General features: G+C 69.8%; 24 protein-coding genes. 8 read left to right on the top strand and 16 right to left on the bottom strand.

Annotated features, from left to right (window positions below; all coding sequences use genetic code 11):
* Nucleotides 1-237: 237 nt before the first annotated feature.
* On the bottom strand, nucleotides 238-990 hold the full coding sequence (locus MFF54_RS07965) for a 16S rRNA (uracil(1498)-N(3))-methyltransferase (RefSeq protein WP_238302083.1): 753 nt from the start codon (nucleotides 988-990) through the stop codon (nucleotides 238-240).
* A gap of 278 nt (nucleotides 991-1268) precedes the next feature.
* Here MFF54_RS07965 and MFF54_RS07970 point away from each other — a divergent pair, with 278 nt between their 5' ends.
* On the top strand, nucleotides 1269-1733 hold the full coding sequence (locus tag MFF54_RS07970) for a hypothetical protein (RefSeq protein ID WP_238302084.1): 465 nt from the start codon (nucleotides 1269-1271) through the stop codon (nucleotides 1731-1733).
* 25 nt (nucleotides 1734-1758) lie between these two features.
* A complete protein-coding gene (gene ubiA, locus MFF54_RS07975; RefSeq protein ID WP_238302085.1) occupies nucleotides 1759-2703 on the top strand; it encodes a 4-hydroxybenzoate octaprenyltransferase in 945 nt (314 codons plus the stop codon).
* A gap of 19 nt (nucleotides 2704-2722) precedes the next feature.
* On the opposite strand, the gene MFF54_RS07980 is transcribed toward ubiA, so the two are convergent.
* Nucleotides 2723-3226, bottom strand: a complete 504-nt coding sequence (locus MFF54_RS07980) for a DUF6101 family protein (RefSeq protein WP_238302086.1) — start codon at nucleotides 3224-3226, stop codon at nucleotides 2723-2725.
* A 332-nt stretch (nucleotides 3227-3558) separates the two neighbouring features.
* Here MFF54_RS07980 and MFF54_RS07985 point away from each other — a divergent pair, with 332 nt between their 5' ends.
* Complete coding sequence (locus tag MFF54_RS07985; RefSeq protein WP_238302087.1) at nucleotides 3559-4389, top strand: inositol monophosphatase family protein; 831 nt, start codon at nucleotides 3559-3561, stop codon at nucleotides 4387-4389.
* A 15-nt stretch (nucleotides 4390-4404) separates the two neighbouring features.
* On the opposite strand, the gene MFF54_RS07990 is transcribed toward MFF54_RS07985, so the two are convergent.
* Together MFF54_RS07990 and MFF54_RS07995 are read right to left on the bottom strand one after the other, a co-directional pair.
* Entirely contained in the window at nucleotides 4405-4635 is a 231-nt protein-coding gene (locus MFF54_RS07990) for an AsnC family transcriptional regulator (RefSeq protein WP_238302088.1), read from the bottom strand.
* Between the two features lie 194 nt (nucleotides 4636-4829).
* Nucleotides 4830-5039, bottom strand: a complete 210-nt coding sequence (locus MFF54_RS07995; protein WP_066918608.1) for a cold-shock protein — start codon at nucleotides 5037-5039, stop codon at nucleotides 4830-4832.
* 301 nt (nucleotides 5040-5340) lie between these two features.
* Here MFF54_RS07995 and MFF54_RS08000 point away from each other — a divergent pair, with 301 nt between their 5' ends.
* Nucleotides 5341-5730, top strand: coding sequence for a hypothetical protein (locus MFF54_RS08000; RefSeq protein WP_238302089.1), 390 nt, complete (start codon nucleotides 5341-5343; stop codon nucleotides 5728-5730).
* Between the two features lie 54 nt (nucleotides 5731-5784).
* Here MFF54_RS08000 and MFF54_RS08005 read toward each other — a convergent pair whose 3' ends face one another.
* Nucleotides 5785-5991 (bottom strand): hypothetical protein, encoded by a 207-nt coding sequence (locus MFF54_RS08005; RefSeq protein ID WP_238302090.1) that lies wholly within the window; start codon nucleotides 5989-5991, stop codon nucleotides 5785-5787.
* Nucleotides 5992-6154: 163 nt separating this feature from the next.
* On the opposite strand from MFF54_RS08005, the gene MFF54_RS08010 reads away from it, so the two are divergent.
* Complete coding sequence (locus MFF54_RS08010; RefSeq protein WP_238302091.1) at nucleotides 6155-6733, top strand: type 1 glutamine amidotransferase domain-containing protein; 579 nt, start codon at nucleotides 6155-6157, stop codon at nucleotides 6731-6733.
* Between the two features lie 84 nt (nucleotides 6734-6817).
* On the opposite strand, the gene MFF54_RS08015 is transcribed toward MFF54_RS08010, so the two are convergent.
* Both MFF54_RS08015 and MFF54_RS08020 read right to left on the bottom strand, forming a co-directional pair.
* Complete coding sequence (locus MFF54_RS08015) at nucleotides 6818-8122, bottom strand: L,D-transpeptidase family protein (RefSeq protein WP_238302092.1); 1305 nt, start codon at nucleotides 8120-8122, stop codon at nucleotides 6818-6820.
* A gap of 219 nt (nucleotides 8123-8341) precedes the next feature.
* A complete protein-coding gene (locus MFF54_RS08020) occupies nucleotides 8342-8737 on the bottom strand; it encodes a DUF2306 domain-containing protein (RefSeq protein WP_238302093.1) in 396 nt (131 codons plus the stop codon).
* A 304-nt stretch (nucleotides 8738-9041) separates the two neighbouring features.
* On the opposite strand from MFF54_RS08020, the gene rcdA reads away from it, so the two are divergent.
* Nucleotides 9042-9566, top strand: coding sequence for a protease adaptor protein RcdA (rcdA, locus tag MFF54_RS08025; protein ID WP_238302094.1), 525 nt, complete (start codon nucleotides 9042-9044; stop codon nucleotides 9564-9566).
* Between the two features lie 157 nt (nucleotides 9567-9723).
* Here the strand turns inward: rcdA and rpmE are convergent, their stop codons facing one another.
* On the bottom strand, nucleotides 9724-9975 hold the full coding sequence (rpmE, locus tag MFF54_RS08030; RefSeq protein WP_066924693.1) for a 50S ribosomal protein L31: 252 nt from the start codon (nucleotides 9973-9975) through the stop codon (nucleotides 9724-9726).
* 243 nt (nucleotides 9976-10218) lie between these two features.
* Between rpmE and MFF54_RS08035 the strand changes: the two genes are divergently transcribed.
* The gene (locus tag MFF54_RS08035) at nucleotides 10219-12060 is read left to right on the top strand and encodes an ABC transporter transmembrane domain-containing protein (RefSeq protein ID WP_238302095.1); all 1842 of its coding nucleotides are present in this window, start codon (nucleotides 10219-10221) and stop codon (nucleotides 12058-12060) included.
* A gap of 7 nt (nucleotides 12061-12067) precedes the next feature.
* On the opposite strand, the gene MFF54_RS08040 is transcribed toward MFF54_RS08035, so the two are convergent.
* On the bottom strand, nucleotides 12068-13030 hold the full coding sequence (locus MFF54_RS08040; RefSeq protein ID WP_238302096.1) for a LysR family transcriptional regulator: 963 nt from the start codon (nucleotides 13028-13030) through the stop codon (nucleotides 12068-12070).
* 90 nt (nucleotides 13031-13120) lie between these two features.
* Between MFF54_RS08040 and MFF54_RS08045 the strand changes: the two genes are divergently transcribed.
* Nucleotides 13121-13909: an NAD(P)H-dependent oxidoreductase gene (locus MFF54_RS08045; protein WP_238302097.1), complete on the top strand. Its 789-nt coding sequence runs from the start codon at nucleotides 13121-13123 to the stop codon at nucleotides 13907-13909.
* Nucleotides 13910-13931: 22 nt separating this feature from the next.
* Here MFF54_RS08045 and MFF54_RS08050 read toward each other — a convergent pair whose 3' ends face one another.
* From MFF54_RS08050 to MFF54_RS08080, 7 genes are all read right to left on the bottom strand, one after another.
* Nucleotides 13932-14303, bottom strand: coding sequence for a DUF423 domain-containing protein (locus MFF54_RS08050; RefSeq protein WP_238302098.1), 372 nt, complete (start codon nucleotides 14301-14303; stop codon nucleotides 13932-13934).
* The gene (gene yihA / locus MFF54_RS08055; protein ID WP_238302099.1) at nucleotides 14300-14956 is read right to left on the bottom strand and encodes a ribosome biogenesis GTP-binding protein YihA/YsxC; all 657 of its coding nucleotides are present in this window, start codon (nucleotides 14954-14956) and stop codon (nucleotides 14300-14302) included. Before yihA ends, MFF54_RS08050 begins: the two co-directional genes overlap by 4 nt.
* 10 nt (nucleotides 14957-14966) lie before the next feature.
* Nucleotides 14967-16814, bottom strand: a complete 1848-nt coding sequence (yidC, locus tag MFF54_RS08060; RefSeq protein ID WP_238302100.1) for a membrane protein insertase YidC — start codon at nucleotides 16812-16814, stop codon at nucleotides 14967-14969.
* A complete protein-coding gene (gene rnpA, locus MFF54_RS08065) occupies nucleotides 16804-17322 on the bottom strand; it encodes a ribonuclease P protein component (protein WP_238302101.1) in 519 nt (172 codons plus the stop codon). Before rnpA ends, yidC begins: the two co-directional genes overlap by 11 nt.
* A gap of 67 nt (nucleotides 17323-17389) precedes the next feature.
* Nucleotides 17390-17524, bottom strand: a complete 135-nt coding sequence (gene rpmH, locus MFF54_RS08070) for a 50S ribosomal protein L34 (protein ID WP_007558110.1) — start codon at nucleotides 17522-17524, stop codon at nucleotides 17390-17392.
* Nucleotides 17525-17704: 180 nt separating this feature from the next.
* Nucleotides 17705-17968, bottom strand: coding sequence for a hypothetical protein (locus MFF54_RS08075; protein WP_238302102.1), 264 nt, complete (start codon nucleotides 17966-17968; stop codon nucleotides 17705-17707).
* A gap of 248 nt (nucleotides 17969-18216) precedes the next feature.
* Entirely contained in the window at nucleotides 18217-18762 is a 546-nt protein-coding gene (locus MFF54_RS08080; RefSeq protein ID WP_066919991.1) for an adenine phosphoribosyltransferase, read from the bottom strand.
* Nucleotides 18763-18826 lie beyond the last annotated feature (64 nt).

Consider the following 18826-nt stretch of genomic DNA (forward strand, 5'->3'; position numbering starts at 1 on the left):
TAATCCACCCGGCAAGGCGCGACAACGCGGACGAATGCGACCCTGCCGCGCCGTTTCCGCCCAACGAGGCCGCGTGGACATGGCTATGTGCGTCCGCGCACACGGCCAAGCTCCAACCGGAACGGGGATCCCGAAGGGCCTCGGGGCGGTGCCCCGATCGGCCCTGCCGAACCGCTAGGGCTCCGCCCTGGACCCGCCGAAGGTCACGGATCTTTGGGATCCGGGACTTGTCAGCCGCTATCGGGCATCGCCGAGCACGGCCTGGACCAGGGCCAGCACCGCGACCGCCGCGGTGTCGGCCCGCAGGATGCGGGGCCCGAGGGAGAGTGCGACGGTGTTCGGGCGGGCCGCGATCAACTCCCGTTCCTCGGGCGCGAAACCGCCCTCCGGGCCGACCAGCACGGCGAGCGGAGGCGGTGCGGCCGGGTCAGTCGCCCCGCGAAGCGCCGCGACCGGATCGGCGACGGGCGCGTCCTCGTCGCAGAAGACCAGCAGGCGCTCCGACGCGAGGTCCGCCAGCGCCTCGGGCAGGCGCGCGGGCTCGGCGACCGCCGGAATCGCCAGAATGCCGCACTGCTCAGCGGCCTCCACGACGTTCGCCCCGAGACGCTCTAGGTTGATCCGTTCCCCTTGCGTGTAGCGGGTGAAGACCGGACGGATCGCGCCCGCGCCCATCTCGACGGCCTTCTGGGCGAGGTAATCGAGCCGCGCGCTCTTCAGGGGCGCGAACAGGTAGTGCAGGTCGGAAGCCGCCGTCTGGGGCCGCGTCCGCTCCAGCACGGCCAGGTCGGCGCTCTTGCGGCCCGAGGGCACGAGGCTCGCCCGCCACTCGCCGTCGCGCCCGTTGAAGAGCAGGACCGGGTCCTCGGGCTTCCGGCGCAGCACGTTCAGCAGATAGTTCGCCTGCGCCCGGTCGAGGGGCAGGCTGGCGCCCACATGGAGATCCGCCGCGACGTGGAGCCGGGGCGCGGTGAAATCGTAGGCCGCCATGCCCGTCTGGTCGCGCGGGGCGCGGCGCCTGTCAACGCGGGGCGCGCCGGAGCACCAAAGCGTTGCCAAATGGCTACAGTGAGGCTTTTTCAGCCAGAACCGCGCGCTGTGCGGCAACCCTTCGTGCCTTCGCGGTTGGCAGCCGCTCACCGCGTCTTGATTGACGCCACATTCCTGTGGCGAACCGGACCCCAAGAACACGGACGCCGTTCCGGCCGGGCTCCGGCGCCCGAAACGGCCACAGGGATACGGCCCGAAGGACCTCAGGAGTCTAGGCTATGGCATTCAGGACCTGCGTACTGGCCGCGACGGCGTTGGCCGCCAGCACCCTCTGGGGCGCCGCCGCCCTGGCGCAGTCGAGCGATTGCGGCGCGATCCAGAAGACGTTGGAGGAGCGCAAGGCCCTGGTCGCGAAGGCGAACGCCGCCTCGACCTCGAAGAAGAAGATGACGCCCCAGGAAGCCTGTGCCCTGTTCGGCAAGCTGCAGCAGAACGGCGTCTCCGGCATCAAGTGGATCGAGTCCAACAAGGAATGGTGCTCGATCCCCGACTCGTTCGCGCAGGGGTTCAAGGCCGACAACCAGAAGGTCGGCGAGGTCCGCACCAAGGTCTGCGGCATGGCCGCCCAGGCCGCCAAGATGGAGGCGCAGGCCCGCGCCCAGGCGGCGAATGGCGGCGGCGGCGGCCTGCTCGGCGGACCCGGCCTGACCGGTTCGTTCAAGATGCCGCAGGGCGCGCTCTGATCCTCCGGTGCGCGCGGCGCACGGCGTGAGCGGCCCCGCGGACGGGCGCGTCGCGGACGCGGTGGCGGGACACTGGGTTGACCGGCTCGCCCCGCGGGCTACCCGCCCTTACCTGCGGTTAGCCCGCATCGATCGTCCCATCGGCTGGTGGCTGCTGCTGCTGCCCTGCTGGTGGTCCGCCGCGCTTGCCGCGACGCGGGCCGACCATCCCTGGCCCGACCCCTGGCACCTCGTGCTCTTCCTCGTCGGTGCCGTGGCGATGCGCGGGGCGGGCTCCACCTACAACGACATCGCCGACCGCGACCTCGACGCGCAGGTCGAGCGCACGCGCTCGCGCCCGCTCCCCTCGGGGCAGGTCCGCCCTCGGGCGGCGGCCCTGTTCCTGATCGCGCAGGCGCTGGTCGGCCTCGCGGTGCTGCTGCAGTTCAACGGCACGGCAATCCTGGTCGGCCTGTGCTCACTGGCGCCGGTGGCGATCTACCCGTTCATGAAGCGGGTGATGTCGATGCCGCAGGCCGTCCTCGGCCTCGCCTTCGCCTGGGGGGCGCTGATGGGTTGGGTCGCGGTGTTCGGCACCCTCGGCGCGCCCGCCCTGCTGCTCTACGCGGGCAGCGTCGCCTGGGTGATCGGCTACGACACGATCTATGCCGTGCAAGACATCGAGGACGACGAGATTGCCGGGATCCGCTCCTCGGCCCGGCTGTTCGGCGACCGGCTGAAGCTCGCCGTGGGGTTGTGCTACGGGCTCGCCGTGCTCTGCATCGCGCTCGCCGTGCGGGGCGCTGGCGGCGGGCCGCTCGCCTGGCTGGGCGTCCTGGCCTTCGCGGGCCATCTCGCCTGGCAGGTCTGGTCGCTACGAGAGCGCGACGGGCGCGGGGCCCTCGCCTTGTTCCGGGCCAATCGCGGCGCCGGCCTCATCCTGTTCGCCGGGCTCGCCGCAGACACGGTCGCGCTCGGCTGGCTGTACTGACACCCCGGTCGATCCGCTCTCAGGTCCGGGCGATGATCTCCTTCTCGCCCCGGTGGATCAGCGGACGGGCCGGCAGGCGGCCGGTCTTGCGGCGGACGAGGAAGCGCGGGCGCCGGTCGCAGAGCGAGCCGTGGCGGCGGCGCATCCGGGTCTTGCCCAGCGCGAGCTGGCCGAGCTGCTGCGAGACGGGGCAGAGCACGCCGTCCTCACGCACGATCATCCGGGCGAGGCCGGCCTTCTGGGCGATGTCGCGCCACACGGCCACCACCTCCTCCTCGCAGAACGGGCCCAGCTGATCGAAGACCCGGCCCTCGGCATCGACCAGCGCCAGCATGAACCAGTCCTCGCCGCTGGCTTCGCTGGCGTCGCCCGCGAAGGCCAGCGCGACGCCGGCAGGCTTGGAGCCCTGCTGCGCGGCGCCGAACACCGGGAGCGCCGGGAAGGCGGCGGGCCAGACCGGGGCCGCGGCACCGTCCTGGCAGTGGATCTCGTGAGAGCTCGCCATGGTTTCGAAGGTGTTCATCGGTTCGATGCCCTGTTGCAAGTGGCGATCTCTGTCGGACCGTCCGTTATGCAGAGCAGATTGGCCCCTCACCTCCCTCGATGACCTTAAGAGCCAGCGTTAAGCGAATCTGGACCTGGGGCTTGCTGGTGGAATGCTCAACGCTTCCTTGCCCCGATACGAGGGATTCGGGCGATGCGAGAAGCGCCTCGCGCTGCTTGTGGCCCTTCGCACCGCATCTTAGAACAGTGGGCATGCCAGTCTCACTGGCCCAACCCTCTCCGTCCCCGTGTCGTCCGGTCCGCCCCAGGGATCGTCGCGCCGCTTTGGGGCCGGCCCGAACCGGATCACGGATGCCTGACCCGATCTCCGCCGATTCCGTGTCCGCGCTGATGCCCGCCCTGCGCGGCGTCCTCCGCGAGGCGGCGGATCTCGCCCTGCCGTTCTTCCGTCAGGGCGACCATACGTCAGCGCGGGTCTGGTCGAAGGCCGGCGGTTCGCCGGTGACGGAGGCGGACGTCGCCGTCGACACCTTCCTGAAGATCCGCCTGAGCGAGCTGGTGCCGCAGGCCGCATGGCTCTCGGAGGAGACGGCGGACGACCATGCCCGGATCGGGCGCGACCTCGTCTGGATCGTCGACCCGATCGACGGCACCCGCGCCTTCCTGTCGGGGCACCCCGACTGGTCGATCGCGGTGGCGCTGCTGTCGGCTGGAGAACCGCTCATCGGCTTCGTGCACGCGCCCATCTGCGGAAAAGCCTACGAGGCCGTGCGCGGACAGGGCGCCACCTGCAACGGGCAGCCGATCCGGGTCTCCGCACAGGCGGAGTTGCCCGGCGCACGCGTGACCGGCCCGAAGCCGATGTTCGACCGGCTGGAGCGCGGCGTGTCACGGACCGGCGCGCAGCCGGATTTCACGATGATCGAGCGCATTCCCTCACTGGCCCTGCGGCTGGCGCGGGTCGCCGAGGGCGCGATCGACCTCGGCCTGATCACCGCGAATGCGCGGGACTGGGATCTAGCGGGGGCGGATCTCGTCTTGCGCGAGGCCGGCGGAAGCGTTCGCGACCGCGAGGGACGGATGCCGGTCTACAACCGGCCGGAGCCCGTGCACGGCGAACTCGTCGCCGTCACGGACGCGCTCCGTGCGCAGGCCTTGTCGGCTTGGCAGACGGGCGGTTGAGGGAGGCGGGGCCGGTCAGATCGCGGTCTCGTGCAACCGGACGCTGTCGGGTGCGAGGCCGAGGCGCTCGGCGAGGTGCCAGCGCAGCTCACGCGGCGAATGGTAGCCGTAGCTGCGATCGATCAGGTGAGAGAGGTCGGCCTTTCGCCCGGCACGGGAGGCTTCGTTCAGGGTCTTGACCCGGAAGGTCGGCGCGTCGGTGACGGGCGACCGTGCGCTCTTGAGGCGCGTGTACTCAAACTGCATGTCTTTTCTTGTTCTATCCCATGTCCGGCGCAGGTCTTGTCCGTCATCCGGCCCCTGCGCTCAGTTTCTTCTGTTATCGTCCGTCCGGCGCGACCGGTCCCGCGTGAAACGCGTCGGGACGGCAGCGTCGGAGGGCTTCGGCCGGGTTTCGGCCGCGTGAGCAGGCTCCGATTTCGAGAGCCGCGGGAGGTGTGTCAGGCCGCCTGGAGGTTGCCTGCCGCTTCCTTGCCGCTGCGCTTGTCGGCTACGATCTCGTAGGAGAGCTTCTGCCCCTCGACGAGGTTACGCAGCCCAGCGCGCTCGACAGCGGAGATGTGGACGAACACGTCCTTGCCGCCGTCATCGGGCTGGATGAAGCCGTAGCCCTTGGTCTCGTTGAACCACTTCACGGTGCCGGTATTCACGTATAGTACCTCGTATCGTCCATAAGACGAGGGTTCGTGCGCCCGAGGACGCTCGTCGCTTCGTCTTCGAAAGTCTTGCAGAGCAGGCAGGGCGCGAGACGCTGAACCTTCAAAAGCGCCGGTCTCGATCAGTGGCCCTCCGAGGACATATCTAGGAGGTCCTTGCGGCCGCAGCAAGGCGAGGGGGCCATCCAATTTCCATGTCGACCCGCGGCGTTCGCGCCGGGGGCTGCAGCGCGGCCCTGTGAATCGCGGGCGGCGCGGTGCATATATGGTACGCGTTCAGGCAGTTAGGCGATCCATGGCAGGCATCTCGGTTTCGTTGGAGGGGGCGAACATCCAGCTCTCCTTCCAGAAGGACGATCAGGCAACCGCCGTGGTGATGGACGCGCGCGCCGCCCGTGCCCTCGTGCGGGCGGTCGGCCAGCTGCTCACCGCGATCGACGACTCGGAGGAACCGGAACTGCCGGAGGATCTGAGCGACGAGGAGGTCGCAATGCTCGACGTCACCTCCTCGGCGATCGAGGTCGGGACCGACGAGCAGGGCCAGGCCGTGGTCGCACTGCAAGCGGGGGCACTGCCGCCCTTCCAGCTCCGGCTGACAGACGAGGAGGCCCGCCACGTGGCGACGAGCCTCGCCGAGATCCTGAGCGCGCCGCGCGACGTGCGCGCCTCGCACGGCGGACACTGAGGCCGCGACACAACGAAAAAGCTCCTCCCCGCGAGGGAGAGGAGGACCGTATCCTTACATCCGCACACCGGGATCGGTCGGGCTGCCGGGGAAGACGTCCGGCTCGGAGCCCGGTCCGCCCGGCTCGCCGATGCCCGGATCGTTGACCGGATAGGGCGTACGCGGCCCAGTCGGGCCGATATCCGGCAGCTCGTCGGGCTGGGGTGGCGGCGGCAGGTCGCCGGGCGTGGGGTCGGGCGTCGGAAGGCCGGGATTGGCCATGCGCGGATCTCCTGGCTGTCGGGAACGTGCGGGCTAACGGCCGCCGCCGGCCGCCTGTTCCGGCCTGAGGTTGACGCAGAAGAGCCACACCCCTCCTGCGCGGAACGTCGCCGCGCCGCTCCCGTTGCCCGTCCAGTTCAACGACGGAACGGGAGAGCCCGCCATGCCCGACATCAAGCAGTCCAAGGTTCTGATCCTCGCCACCGACGGCTTCGAGGAGACCGAGCTGACAGTGCCGCTGAGCAAGCTACGGGCGGCAGGTGCCACGGTGCACGTCGTCGCCCCGAAATCCCGCGAGGCCAAGGAATCGATCCGCGGCTGGGACAAGACCGACTGGGGCAAGAATGTCGCCGTCGATCACGATCTGGAGGCGGTCGACGCCTCCGCCTACGACGTGCTCGTCCTGCCGGGCGGCCAGATCAATCCGGACAAGCTGCGTCTCGAGCCGAGGGCGCTGGACGTGATCAAGGGCTTCCTCACCTCCGGCAAGGTGGTCGCCGCGATCTGCCACGCGCCCTGGCTGCTGATCGAGACCGGCGCCGTGAAGGGGCGCGACGTTACCTCGTTCAGCTCGATCAGGACGGACGTGATCAACGCGGGCGGGCGCTGGCACGACGAGGCGGTCGTGACCGACCAGGGCATCATCACCAGCCGCAATCCGGGCGACCTCGACGCCTTCGTGGCCAAGATCATCGAGGAGGTGAAGGAGGGCCGTCACGAGGCCCGCCAACTCGCGGCCTGATCCCGCGCACCGGCCCCAAAGCGAGAGAGGCCCGCACGCCGTCGACGTGCAGGCCTCTTGTTGAATGCGCCGAGGCCGGAGGCCTCAGTTCGCCTCCTCGTCGCCGGGCTCGAAGGTCTCCGGCATGGTCGATTCGGCGCTGGCGACCGGGGTCGGCGCGCTGATCGTCGAGGGCACGTTGACGCCGTCGCGCTTGTAGATGTCGTCGCGGAACTGCACGAGCCCGTCCGGGGTCGACCAGGCGGTGATGTAGGTCCAGTAGACCGGCACCGGCTGGGTCAGCGTCGCGTCGATGCGCTTGCCGCTCTCGATCGCCTGCTCGACCTGGTCACGGCCCCAGCCGGGCGTGTCCTTCAGGAGCCACGTGATGTACTCGCGCACGTTCTGCACGCGCACGCAGCCCGAGGAGATGAAGCGGAAATCGTCGCCGAACACGCCCTTGGTGTTCGTGTCGTGCATGAACACGCCGTAGGGGTTCGGGATGTTGATCCGCACGATGCCCATCGAGTTGAAGTCGGCGCCCGAATCCTGTCGGTAGGTGTAGCGCGTGCCCTCGTCCGAGAACCAGTTCACCGACTTCGGCGAAACCTCGCCGGCACCCGAGAGGATGCGGATCTTGTTGTCGGTGAGGTAGTTCGGATCCTTCTGCATCTTCGGGATCAGGTCCTTCTTCACGATGGAAGCCGGGACCGTCCAGGTCGGGTTGAAATTGATCTGCGTCGCCTTGGTGTTCATGATCGGCGACTGGCGGTCGATCTTGCCGACGCCGGCGGCGTGCAGCGTCACGACCTGCCCGTTCTCGACCGTCTGGACGAGAGCCGCCGGGATGTTGGTGATGACGAAGCGGTTGCCGAGGTTGCCCGAGTAGGAGCGCAGGCGCACCGCGTTGATCTCGAGCTGGCGCAGGCGGATATCGGCCGGCACGTTCATGGCCTGCTGTGTGGCGAGGCTCATGGCGCCGGTCTGGCTGAGGCCGTGACGGGCCTGGAAGCGCTTCACGCCGGCCGCGACGTAGGAATCGTAGACGCCCGAGTTGCCGGCGGCCGCGTCGAGATCGCCCGTCACAATGAGGCGCTGGCGGACGGCCGCGACCGCCGGCCCTTTCGCGCCGATGCGCAGGCGATCGGCACCGCTGACCTGCCGCCAGCCGCCGCGGGCCACGATGTCCTTGTAGCGCTCGACCATCTGCTCGGTCGTCGCCACGGTCTGGGGCGACAGGATCGGGGTCGACGAGCGCTGCACCTGCATGGCGGCGGGTGAGGCGTAGTCCTGCGCCCACTCGGCCTGGGCGAAGCCGCCCGGATCGCGGGCGAGGGCGCCCCCCACGGTGGCGGCGGTGGCGAGGAGCGCGAGGCTGGTGGAGACCCGCAGGGTTGCCAGTTTCAGCATGGGCCGGTGGCTCTGTCCGTCGGAAGGCGAGAACGGGTGCGGCAGGCCGGATCGCCCGCCGCGCCCCTTGTCGCCGGGGTATCTGGGTACGGTTAAGAACCCATGGGGACCCGGCCAGAATGTGGCGCGCGGGTGCGGCGGCGCACCCGGCACGGCCCCGCTCGGGGCACGGACCGGGCGGCCAAGCGTGGCCGTGGCAGATTTACCGCACCTTGGTGCTCAGCCGAATAGAACGCGGTGCATCACGCGCCCCGGTACCAGCGTGAACAGTCCGGTGATCAACAGGGCTCCGAGGAACAGGCCGAACATCGTCCAGTGGTGGGCCGCAACGTGGCCCCGGCGGGCGAGCCCGACGGCGAGGACGAGCGTCGCCAGAGTGAACAGCGACAGCCCGTGGATCCAGCTGAACGGGCCGACCTGCCGGAGCCCGCTGATGCCGAAAGAACTCAGCGCGACGAGGGCCAGCAGGCCGACCCAGAAATAGCCGACGACCTTGTGGCGCCGCCCGCCCTTTGGCAGAGCGAACTGCGCGGCGCCGAGCCCTACCGCGGCGGGCGCGGCGGCGGCGTGGACTTGGATCAGCAGACCGGCGGTGGCCAGCGGTTCGAGCACCATGCCACGTCGCTCCATCCGGGCTGAGATGCATCTTCCTAGCACACCGACCGGGGCAGCGCAGCGGGCAATCGTCTCAACATGGGACAACAGCCTCGTTTCACGCGGCTGCGATCTTAGATGGCGGCCTCAAGGCAGGCGCCGATCTTGATCGGACCGGCTGCGCCCCGCATGCGTTAACGCTATGTTTAGCTTTCGTTACCGGACCGCCTGTCCGGGCGTTAGGTTTGCGTCGGCGGCCACGAGATCGGCGCGCAGGTCCCAGGGCGGGACGCGGACCGAGCCGGGTTCGGGTTCAGGAGGCAAGATGAACGGCTTAGACGTCACGTTCCGCGACGAGCGCGACTGGGTGGATTTCGGCCGGACTTACGTGAGTTCGGACGCTTTCCGCACCCTCTTCCGCGACGGCATGGCTCTGGTCGAGGAGACCGCGGCCTATCTGGATGGCGAGGGCCGCGAGGAATCCCGCCTGATCTCGCGGGATGCCACGCTCTGCTACGCCTCCGAGAGCATGCGGCTGACCACGCTCCTCATGCAGGTGGCCTCCTGGCTCCTGGTGCAGCGCGCCGTCTCCGAGGGCGAGCTGACCCCGAGCCAAGCGCTCCAGGAGAAGAACCGCGTCCGCCTCGCCACCGCCGAGCCGCCGAAGCCCGAGAGCTTCAGCCTGCTGCCGGTGCGGCTTCAGAACCTGATCCTGCGAACCCGCCGCCTGCACAGCCGCATCCTGCACCTCGACGGCCTGATCTCGGAGGACCGCCCCGCCCCGGTGCCGCGCGAGAGCCCGGTGGCGGCCCAGCAGGGCCTGCTCCGCTCGGTCTTCCAGCATCACTGAGGCCAGTACCATTGCGGAATGCCCGTCGTCCCCTCTCCCTCTGCGTGGGGAGAGGCCGACGCACGGGTCCCGAAGCACCGTGCGGGCATGAAAAAGGGGCGCCTCCTTCCGGAGGCGCCCCTTTTTCTCGTGCCCTCCCGAAGGCCGGCGCGCCGCCTCAGCGGCGGCCGACGAGGTTGCCGAAGCGCGAGTTGAATCGCGAGACGCGGCCGCCGCGGTCGAGCATCTTCTGCTCGCCGCCGGTCCAGGCCGGGTGGGTGAGCGGGTCGATGTCGAGGTTCAGCGTGTCGCCTTCCTTGCCGTAGGTCGAGCGCGTCCGGTAGTCGCTGCCGTCGGTCATCACGACCTTGATGAAGTGGTAGTCGGGGTGCTCGGTCCCCTTGGCCTTCGCGGCCGCGTCCTTCGCCATGACCTTTGTCCCTGCAGTGCCGTCCGGAGAAGGGAAGCGCCCTCCCCCGCCGGGTTGACCTGGTGTTCTTGGAATTGTTGCAATGAACCCGGGGTTCATGGCAACGGCTCGTGCAACGCCGACCGGCCCGTCTCAGAGGCCCGCGGCCATTCAACACGCGCAATCGGATGAAGCCGCGCATATATCCCAGGCTCCGTCCGCGAACAAGCGCACTCGCACAGGGACGGACCCGAACGGAACGCCATGGGTAAGAAGACACGCGGGGCCGAGGGCCGCGGCAAGGCATCGCTCAGCGCCCTGCGCCCTCTCCTCCCCTACGCCGCGCGCTATCGCGGCCGCATGCTGGCGGCGCTCGTCGCGCTCGTGGCCGCCTCGGCCGCGACCCTGGTTGTGCCGATCGCGATGCGCCGGGTGATCGACCACGGCTTCTCGGCGGAGGGCTCCTCCGTCATCGATGCCTATTTCCTGGCGCTGCTCGGCGTGGTCACGGTCCTGGCGCTGGCCTCGGCCGCGCGCACCTACACGGTGACGACCTTGGGCGAGCGAGTGGTGGCGGACCTGCGCAGCGCCGTGTTCGCGCGCCTCACGGTGCTCGACCCGGCCTTCTTCGACCGCACCCAGTCCGGCGAGATCGTGTCGCGGCTGACCGCCGATGCCACGCAGGTGAAGGCGGTGTTCGGCGTCTCGATCTCGATCCTGCTGCGCAACCTGTTCCTGTTCATCGGCGCGGTCGCCATGATGGTGGTGACGAGCCCGAAGCTTTCGGTGATGGTGCTGGCCGCCATCCCGCTCATCGTCTTCCCGCTGATCGTCTCGGGCCGCGGCGTGCGCCGCCGCTCGCGCGCCGCGCAGGACCGGCTCGCCGACGCCTCCGCCTACGCGGCGGAGGCCGTCGGGGCCGTGCGCACCATGCAGGCCTTCGGCCGATCCGAGGCCACCGCCGCCCGCTTCGCCGAGGCCTCCGAGGAGGCCTACGGAGCCGCCCGCGACTCGATCCGGGCGCGGGCGCTGCTCACGGGGGTCGCGATTTTCCTGATCTCGACGAGCGTCGTCGCGGTGATGTGGTACGGGGCCCAAGGGGTGCTCAGCCACCAGATGAGCGCGGGCCAGCTCTCACAGTTCGTGCTCTACGCAGTGTTCGGCGCGGGCGCGCTCGGCCAGCTCTCCGAGGTCTACGGCGAGATGGCGCAGTCGGCCGGCGCCGCCGAGCGGCTCGCCGAGATCCTGGCGGCCGAGCCGGCGATCGGGCGCCCGGCCGACCCGGTCGCCCTTCCCGCCCCGGCCCGCGGCGCCGTGACCTTCGAGGCCGTGCGCTTCGCCTACCCGACCCGCGAGGAGAAGCCGGCGCTCGACAGCCTGAATTTCCGCGCCGCGCCCGGCGAGCGCATCGCGCTGGTCGGCCCGTCGGGCGCCGGCAAGAGCACGGTGCTGCAACTGCTCCTGCGCTTCTACGACCCGCAGGGCGGCCGCGTGCTGGTCGACGGCATCGACGTGTCCCGGACCGACCCGGAGGCGTTGCGCGCCCGCATGGCCCTCGTGCCGCAGGACCCGACCGTGTTCTCCGGCACCGTCATGGAGAACATCCGCTACGGCCGCACCGAGGCCGGCGAGGCTGAGGTGCGCCGCGCCGCCGAGCTCGCCCACGCGGCCGGCTTCATCGAGGCGCTGCCCCAGGGCTACCACACCCAGATCGGCGAGCGCGGCGTGACGCTCTCCGGCGGCCAGCGCCAGCGCATCGCGATCGCGCGGGCGATCCTGAAGGATGCGCCGATCCTGCTTCTCGACGAGGCGACCTCGGCGCTCGACGCCGAATCGGAGCGCGCCGTGCAGCAGGCGCTCGACACGCTGATGCGGGGCCGCACCACGCTCGTCATCGCTCACCGCCTCGCCACGATCCGGGCCGCCGACCGCATCCTCGTCCTCGACGAGGGCCGGATCGTCGAGGAGGGCACGCACGAGAGCCTGCTGGCGCAGGGCGCGCTCTACGCGCAGCTCGCCGCACTCCAGTTCACCGATGCCCTCGACGAGACCGCCCGCGGCAAGGGCCAGCGGGCTCGGACCGAGCCGCTTCCGGCGGCGGAGTAGCGTCCTCCTAGCTCAGAGGCGTTGTCGCCAGTCGCGCCGCAGGGCCGGGGCGCGGCGTGACGATCCCAGGGATCGTGGCGACGGACGCAGCGAGATAATCGACGAGCAAGCGGACCCGGCCGATCTCCGCCCGCTCCGGCACGATCAGGAGGCTGAGCGGCACGGCGGACAGCCGGTACTCGGGCAGGACCTGCTCCAGCCGCCCGGCCGCGAGATGGTCGGCCACCAGCCAGTGATGCGTCGGCCCGATGCCCCGGCCGGCGACGAAGGCCTCGCGCGCGGCGAGCCCATGGTCGACCCGCAGCCGGCCACCGAAGGCGACGGCGTGGCGCGCCCCGTCCGGCCCCGCCAGCACCAACGTGTCGCTGCCCGCGACATTCGTCATCCGTACGCCCTCGTGCTCGGCCAGATCCTCCGGGACGCGGGGCCGGCCGCGAGCGGCGAGATAGCCCGGGGCCGCGACGAGCAGGCGCCCGCTTTGCCCGAGGGTGCGCAGCCGGAGCGCGCTGTCCGCGAGCGGGCCGAGCCTCAGGGCCAGATCGACGCCCTCGCGCACGAGGTCGATCCGCTCGTCGGTGAGCCCCAGATCGATCTCGATGCCCGGGTGACGGTCCTGGAAGGCGAAGACGAGCCGCGTGACGTGCAGCACCCCGAGTGCGGCCGTGCAAGAGATCCGGATTCTCCCCTCCGCCGCGCTGCTCCGGTCCCGCACAGCCTCTCCGGCCCGCTCGACCCGGCGCAGAATCTCCAGGCAATCCGCATAGTAGCGGCGCCCCTCATCGGTGACGGCGAGGCGCCGGGTGGTGCGGCTGATCAGGCGGATGCCGAGTGCGGCCTCAAGCTCTCGTAGCTGCCGGGTGACCGTCGATTGTCCGATCCCGAGCTCACGCGCGACTGCCGAGAGGCTGACGCGCTCGACCACGCGCACGAAGCAGCGCATCCGCTCCAGGGTGACCGACGATTGATCCACGAAACGGCACAATCCTATTCGGAACAGCGGGATATCGGATAGACGGCACGTCGCCTAGCTCGAGGCTTCTTTCCTCAGCCGATGGTGGCCATGAACGTCTTTATCGTCTTCGCGCATCCCGATCCCCGCTCGCTCAACGGTGCATTCCGCGACGTGGCCGTCGCCGAACTCCGGGCCCAAGGGCACGCGGTGCAGGTCTCGGACCTCTACGCCGCCGGCTGGAAATCTGCGGTCGATGCCGCCGACTTCCCGGCTCGCGCGCCCGGGGAACGGCTCTCGGTCGCCTCGGCCTCGCAGGGAGCCTTCGCGGCCCGTGCACTCACCGACGACGTCAGAACGGAGCAGGAGCGGCTCCTCTGGGCCGACGCCGTGATCCTGCAATTCCCGCTCTGGTGGTTCGGCCTGCCGGCGATCCTGAAGGGCTGGGTCGACCGGGTCTATGCCTGCGGCTTCGCCTACGGCGTCGGCGAGCACAGCGACCGGCGCTGGGGCGACCGCTACGGAGAGGGCACCTTCGCGGGCAAGCGGGCGATGCTGATCGTGACCACGGGCGGCTGGGCCGAGCATTACGGGCCGCGCGGCATCAACGGGCCGATCGACGACCTGCTGTTCCCGATCAACCACGGCGTTCTGTACTATCCGGGCTTCGCGGTGCTGCCGCCTTTCGTGGCCTACCGCACCGACCGGCTCGACGCGGCCGGGTTCGAGACGGAAGCGGAGCGCCTGCGCGACCGGATGCGCAGCCTCGCCGACACGGCGCCCATTCCCTACCGGCGCCAGAACGGGGGCGACTATCTGATCCCCAGCATGGAGCTGCGCCCGGAACTCGGCGCGCCGGGAGCGACCGGCTTCGCGCTGCACCTGCGCCCGGAAACCTGAGCGCTGCGGATCGGAACGGATCTCAGCGCCGCGCAGGGATCAGCGCAGCGATCACCGCGGCGAGCCATCCGAGCATGAGGGCCGTGCCGCCGATCGGCGCGGCCATCGGGAAGAGCGGCCGGGTATAGAGCGCCCGCAGCGCGAGGTCGCCGCTGAACAGGGCGAGGCCCACGAGCAGCAGGACAGCGGCGAGGCGCGTCGGCAGCGCCCGCGTCAGGCCCGTACCGCCCAAGGCCGCGAGCGCCAGGATCGCGGGCGCGTGGAAGAGCAGGAACTGCGCGGCGGTCTTCAGCGAATCACTGCCCGTCCCATGAGCGGCCGCCGCGGAGGCCGCGACGCCGAGCCCACCAGCGAGCGCTGCAAGCGCGACGATCAGCCGGTCGGTGATACTCACGCGGCGCGCTCCGACAGGAGCCGGGCGATCGCCGCACGCAGCTCCGGAACGCCGCTGTCGTCGCGGCTGGAGGTCAGGATGATCTGCGGGAAGGCTGCCGGGCGCCGGGCGAGCGCCGCCTCGATGCCGGCGAGCCGGTTCGCGACCTCGGACTTCTTGAGCGCGTCCGCCTTGGTCAGCACGATCTGGTAGCTCACCGCCGCCTTGTCCAAACCGTCGAGCACGTCGGTGTCGAGGCTCTTCAGGCCGTGTCGGGCGTCGATCAGCACGAAGACCCGGGCGAGGTTGACGCGACCCTTGAGGTAGTCATGGATCAGCTTGGTCCAGGCCTCGACCTTCGCCTTCTCGACCGCGGCGTAGCCGTAACCCGGCATGTCCACGAGGCTGAGGCGGGGCCCGACCTTGAAGAAGTTGAGCTGCTGCGTCCGGCCCGGCGTGTGCGAGGTGCGTGCCAGGGTGTTCCGGCCGGTGAGCGCGTTGATCAGGCTCGACTTGCCGACATTCGAGCGGCCCGCGAAGGCGATCTCGACATCCTCCATCGGCGGCAGCCGGTCGAGGGTCTGGGCGGCGGCGTAGAAGTCGGCGGCACCTGCGAAAAGCAGGCGACCGGCCTCGATGAGGCCGGCCTCCCTGTCGTCGTCCGTCTGGGTCACAGAATGCGTCTCAGCTCTTGGCGGCGGCGTTCTTGCCCGCGCCGCGGCGGAACGTGCCCCTGAGGTTGTCCCACAGCTCCACCTTCACGCCGTTGCGGCGCATGATGACGTATTGCTGGATCACCGAGAGGGTGTTGTTCCAGGCCCAGTAGATCACCAGACCGGCCGGGAACGAGCCGAGCATGAAGGTGAAGATGATCGGCATGAAGGTGAAGACCTGCGCCTGGACCGGATCCGGCGGCGCGGGGTTCATCTTCATCTGCACGAACATCGTGATGCCCATGATGATCGGCCAGATGCCCAGATGCACGAAATCGGGCGCGGCGTAGGGCAGCAGGCCGAACAGGTTGAGGAAGCTCGTCGGATCCGGCGCGGCGAGATCCTGGATCCAGCCGAAGAAGGGCGCGTGCCGCATCTCGATGGTGATGAACAGCACCTTGTAGAGCGCGAAGAAGACCGGGATCTGGATCAGCACAGGCCAGCAGCCGGCGACCGGATTGATCTTCTCCTTCTTGTACAGCTCCATCATCGCTTGCTGCTGCTTCATCTTATCGTCTTTGTACCGCTCCCGAATGGAGGCCATCTCGGGCTGCACGGCCTTCATCTTGGCCATGGAAACGTAGGAGCGGTTGGCGATGGGCAGGAAGAAGAGCTTCAGGATCGCCGTCACGACGAGGATGGAGACACCGAAATTGCCGAACAGGTGGAAGAAGAAGTCCAGCGCCCGGAACATCGGCTTGGTGATGAAATGGAACCAGCCCCAGTCGATCATCAGGTCGAACTGCTTGATGCCGAGGTTCTTTTCGTAGGCGTTGATGGTGTTGACCTCCTTGGCGCCCGCGAAGAGGCGCTGGGTCGAGGCCAGGGTGGCGCCGGGCTCGACGCTGCGGCCGTCGGCGCGCACGCTCGCCTGGTAGACCTGGGTGCGGCCGTCCGTGCGCTCCGTGAAGGCGCCGGTGTAGGGGGTCTGCTGGTCCGGAATCGCCGCCGCGGCCCAGTATTTGTCCGTGATGCCGACGAAGCCGCCGGTCACGTTCGACCACGCTTTGCCCTTGGTGTTGGCGCCGCCGTAGGCGCCCTCCTTCGCGAGGTGGTCGTAGGTGTATTCTTGGAGGCCGTCGTTGCCGAGGACGCCGATCATGCCCTCGTGCAGCACGTAGTAGCCCTGGGTGTGCGGCTTGCCCCAGCGCGAGACGAGGCTGTAGGGGTAGAGCGTCACCGCGCCCGCGCCCTTGTTCTCGACCTCGTCGCGGACCGTGAACATGAACTTGTCGTCGACCGCGAGGATCCGGCGGAAGACGAGGCCGGCGCCGTTGTCCCAGCTCAGCGTGATCGGCATGCCGGGCGAGAGCGTCTCGCCGCTTGCCGTCCAGAGCGTGTCGTTGGTCGGCAACGGACCGGCGTTCTGACCGACCCAGCCGAACTCGGCGTAGTACGGCGTCTCGGTGCCCGCGGGCGAGAACAGCACGATCTCCGGGCTCTTGTCGTCGACGGTTTCGTGGTAGCCCTTGAGCTTCACGTCGTCGATGCGGCCGCCCTTGAGCGCGATCGAGCCCGAGAGTGCCGGGGTTTCGATGCGGATGCGCGGCGAGCGGGCGAGCACCGCATCGCGCGGCTCCGGCGCGGACGGGTTCGTGCCGGGCACGGGCGCCGCGGGTCCGCCCTCCTTCGGCGCGGGCGAGGGCACGCCGTCCGGACTGACGCCGGGGGGCTGCGCCTGGCTCTGCGCCTGCTGGTTCTGCAGCGCGGCCTGCCGCTGCTGCTCGACCCGCGGCGCGGCGACGAAGTAGTTCCAGCCGAGGAGCACGACGAGCGACAGGGCGATCGCCACGATCATGTTCGTCTTGTCATTGCCCATCTGGGACACCGCCGCACGCGTTCGGAAGGGGTTGCGGGAGAGACGCGGCCGAAGCGGGGGAACCCGCCGCGCGACCGTGAGGTATGGATTGGTCCGGCGCGCCACCAGGATCCGGACGCTTGCCCGATCGACGCGGACGCGCGCCCGTGTCGGGTCCGCGCGGCTTGACCACCGCGTAGACCGCGCGGCGCAGGTCGTCCTTCAGGGTATCGAAGGGCGCGTCGAGCGCCGGGCGCCGGGCGATCAGCACGATGTCGGCCGGCACGGAGGGCAGATCATCCGCGACGGCCGCCACCGCCGCGCGCAGGCGCCGCCGGATGCGGTTGCGCTCCGTGGCGTGGCCGACCCGTTTGGTGATGGTGAAACCGACGCGCAGAGCCTTCGGGTCGTCCGGGACCGCGGCATCGCGCAGTCGTCCCTGCCCGGTCATGCGCTCGGTATGGAAGCGGCGCCCGTCGGCCGCCGCCAGGAAATCGGGCCGCCGCCTGAGCCGCTCGATCGTCGACATCGCCGATCCGACCCCGCTGGCCTCTGTGGTCGCGGGCACCCGAGAGGGTGCCGCGAGGGGGTCCGCCTTAAGCGGACAGGCGCTTGCGGCCGTGGGCGCGACGGCGCGCGATCACCTTGCGGCCACCGGCGGTGGCCATGCGGGCGCGGAAGCCGTGACGGCGCTTACGGACGAGCTTGCTCGGCTGGTAGGTTCTCTTCATGGCGATGCCTTCAAGGTCGAGGCGCGTTCGCGGACGGCGGCTGCCGTGTGCCCGACCTTCACGCGTCCTGGAGAGTGTCTGCAAACGCGAAGGGCGCCCGAACGGGGCGCCTCGACGCGACTGGCGGGCTTATGGCGGAAGGGTCGGGCGGAGTCAACGTTTCGTCGAGGGCCAGCGCCCTCAGGCGCGGCGACGGCACAGGGCCCCCGGGTCCGTGCGTCGGTCGTTGGCCACCGTCCTGGGCGTGCCGGCCTCGATGTCCCGGATCCAGGAGCCGGCGGGCGCGACCCGGCGGGCGCGGTGATCGAGCAGGACGGCGACGGCCAGCGTGCCGAGACTGGCAGCGAGCGGCGCCAGCACCAGGGCGCCGAGGCCGAGCGACCGCCAGCCGAGAGCGATGGTGAGAAAGCCGCCGAGCAGCGCGACCGCAACGTGGTGGACCATCGGATCGATCTCGCGATGCGCGCCCCTGCGCGCATCCAGGAGAAACCCTATGAGTATCCGTACCGGTTTTGAATATGCGGGACTGAGCAATCCGGGAAAAATTTCGGAGATCTCAGGTTGATCCAGAGAAAAATCGCAACCGAAGATCGAAGCGCGCCGCCGCTCACTCGCGACTTGCACGGGAAACGGCTCTCCGATGCTCGTGGCGCCCGTCCGAATGCGCAGGCCGGGCCTCGCCCGAATCGCGCTCAGTGTCCCTCGAACTCCATCAGGGTCCGGACCGGTACGCCGAGATCGCGCAGGCGCTGGGCACCGCCGATCTCCGGCAGATCGATCACGAAGCAGGCCGCCACGATCTCGGCCCCCATGCCGCGCAGCAGGTTGATCGCGGCGGTCGCTGTGCCCCCCGTGGCGATCAGGTCGTCTACCAGCAGCACCCGGTCGCCGGGCTTCACCGCATCGACGTGAATCTCGATCTCGTCGGTGCCGTATTCCAGCGCGTAGGCCATTGAGACGGTCTTGTGCGGGAGCTTGCCCCGCTTGCGGATCGGCACGAAGCCCGAGGAGAGCTGGTGGGCGACCGCTCCCCCCAGGATGAAGCCCCGCGCCTCGATGCCGGCGACCTGATCGATGCGCCCGCCCGCGAAGGGGTGGACCAGCGAGTCGACCGCGCGGCGGAAGGAGCGCGGGTCGCTGAGCAGCGTCGTGATGTCCCGGAAGACGATGCCCGGCTTCGGGTAGTCGGGAATCGAACGGATCGAGTCCTTCAGCGCGGCGTGACGGCGGGCTTCCATGGGCGCGAGCATCCTGTTGCGGCGGCCTCAGAGCAGAGTGCGCGCCGGCTTGCCAGAGTTCGGG

The organism is Methylobacterium gregans (assembly GCF_022179245.1).
Taxonomy (GTDB): Bacteria; Pseudomonadota; Alphaproteobacteria; order Rhizobiales; family Beijerinckiaceae; genus Methylobacterium; species Methylobacterium gregans.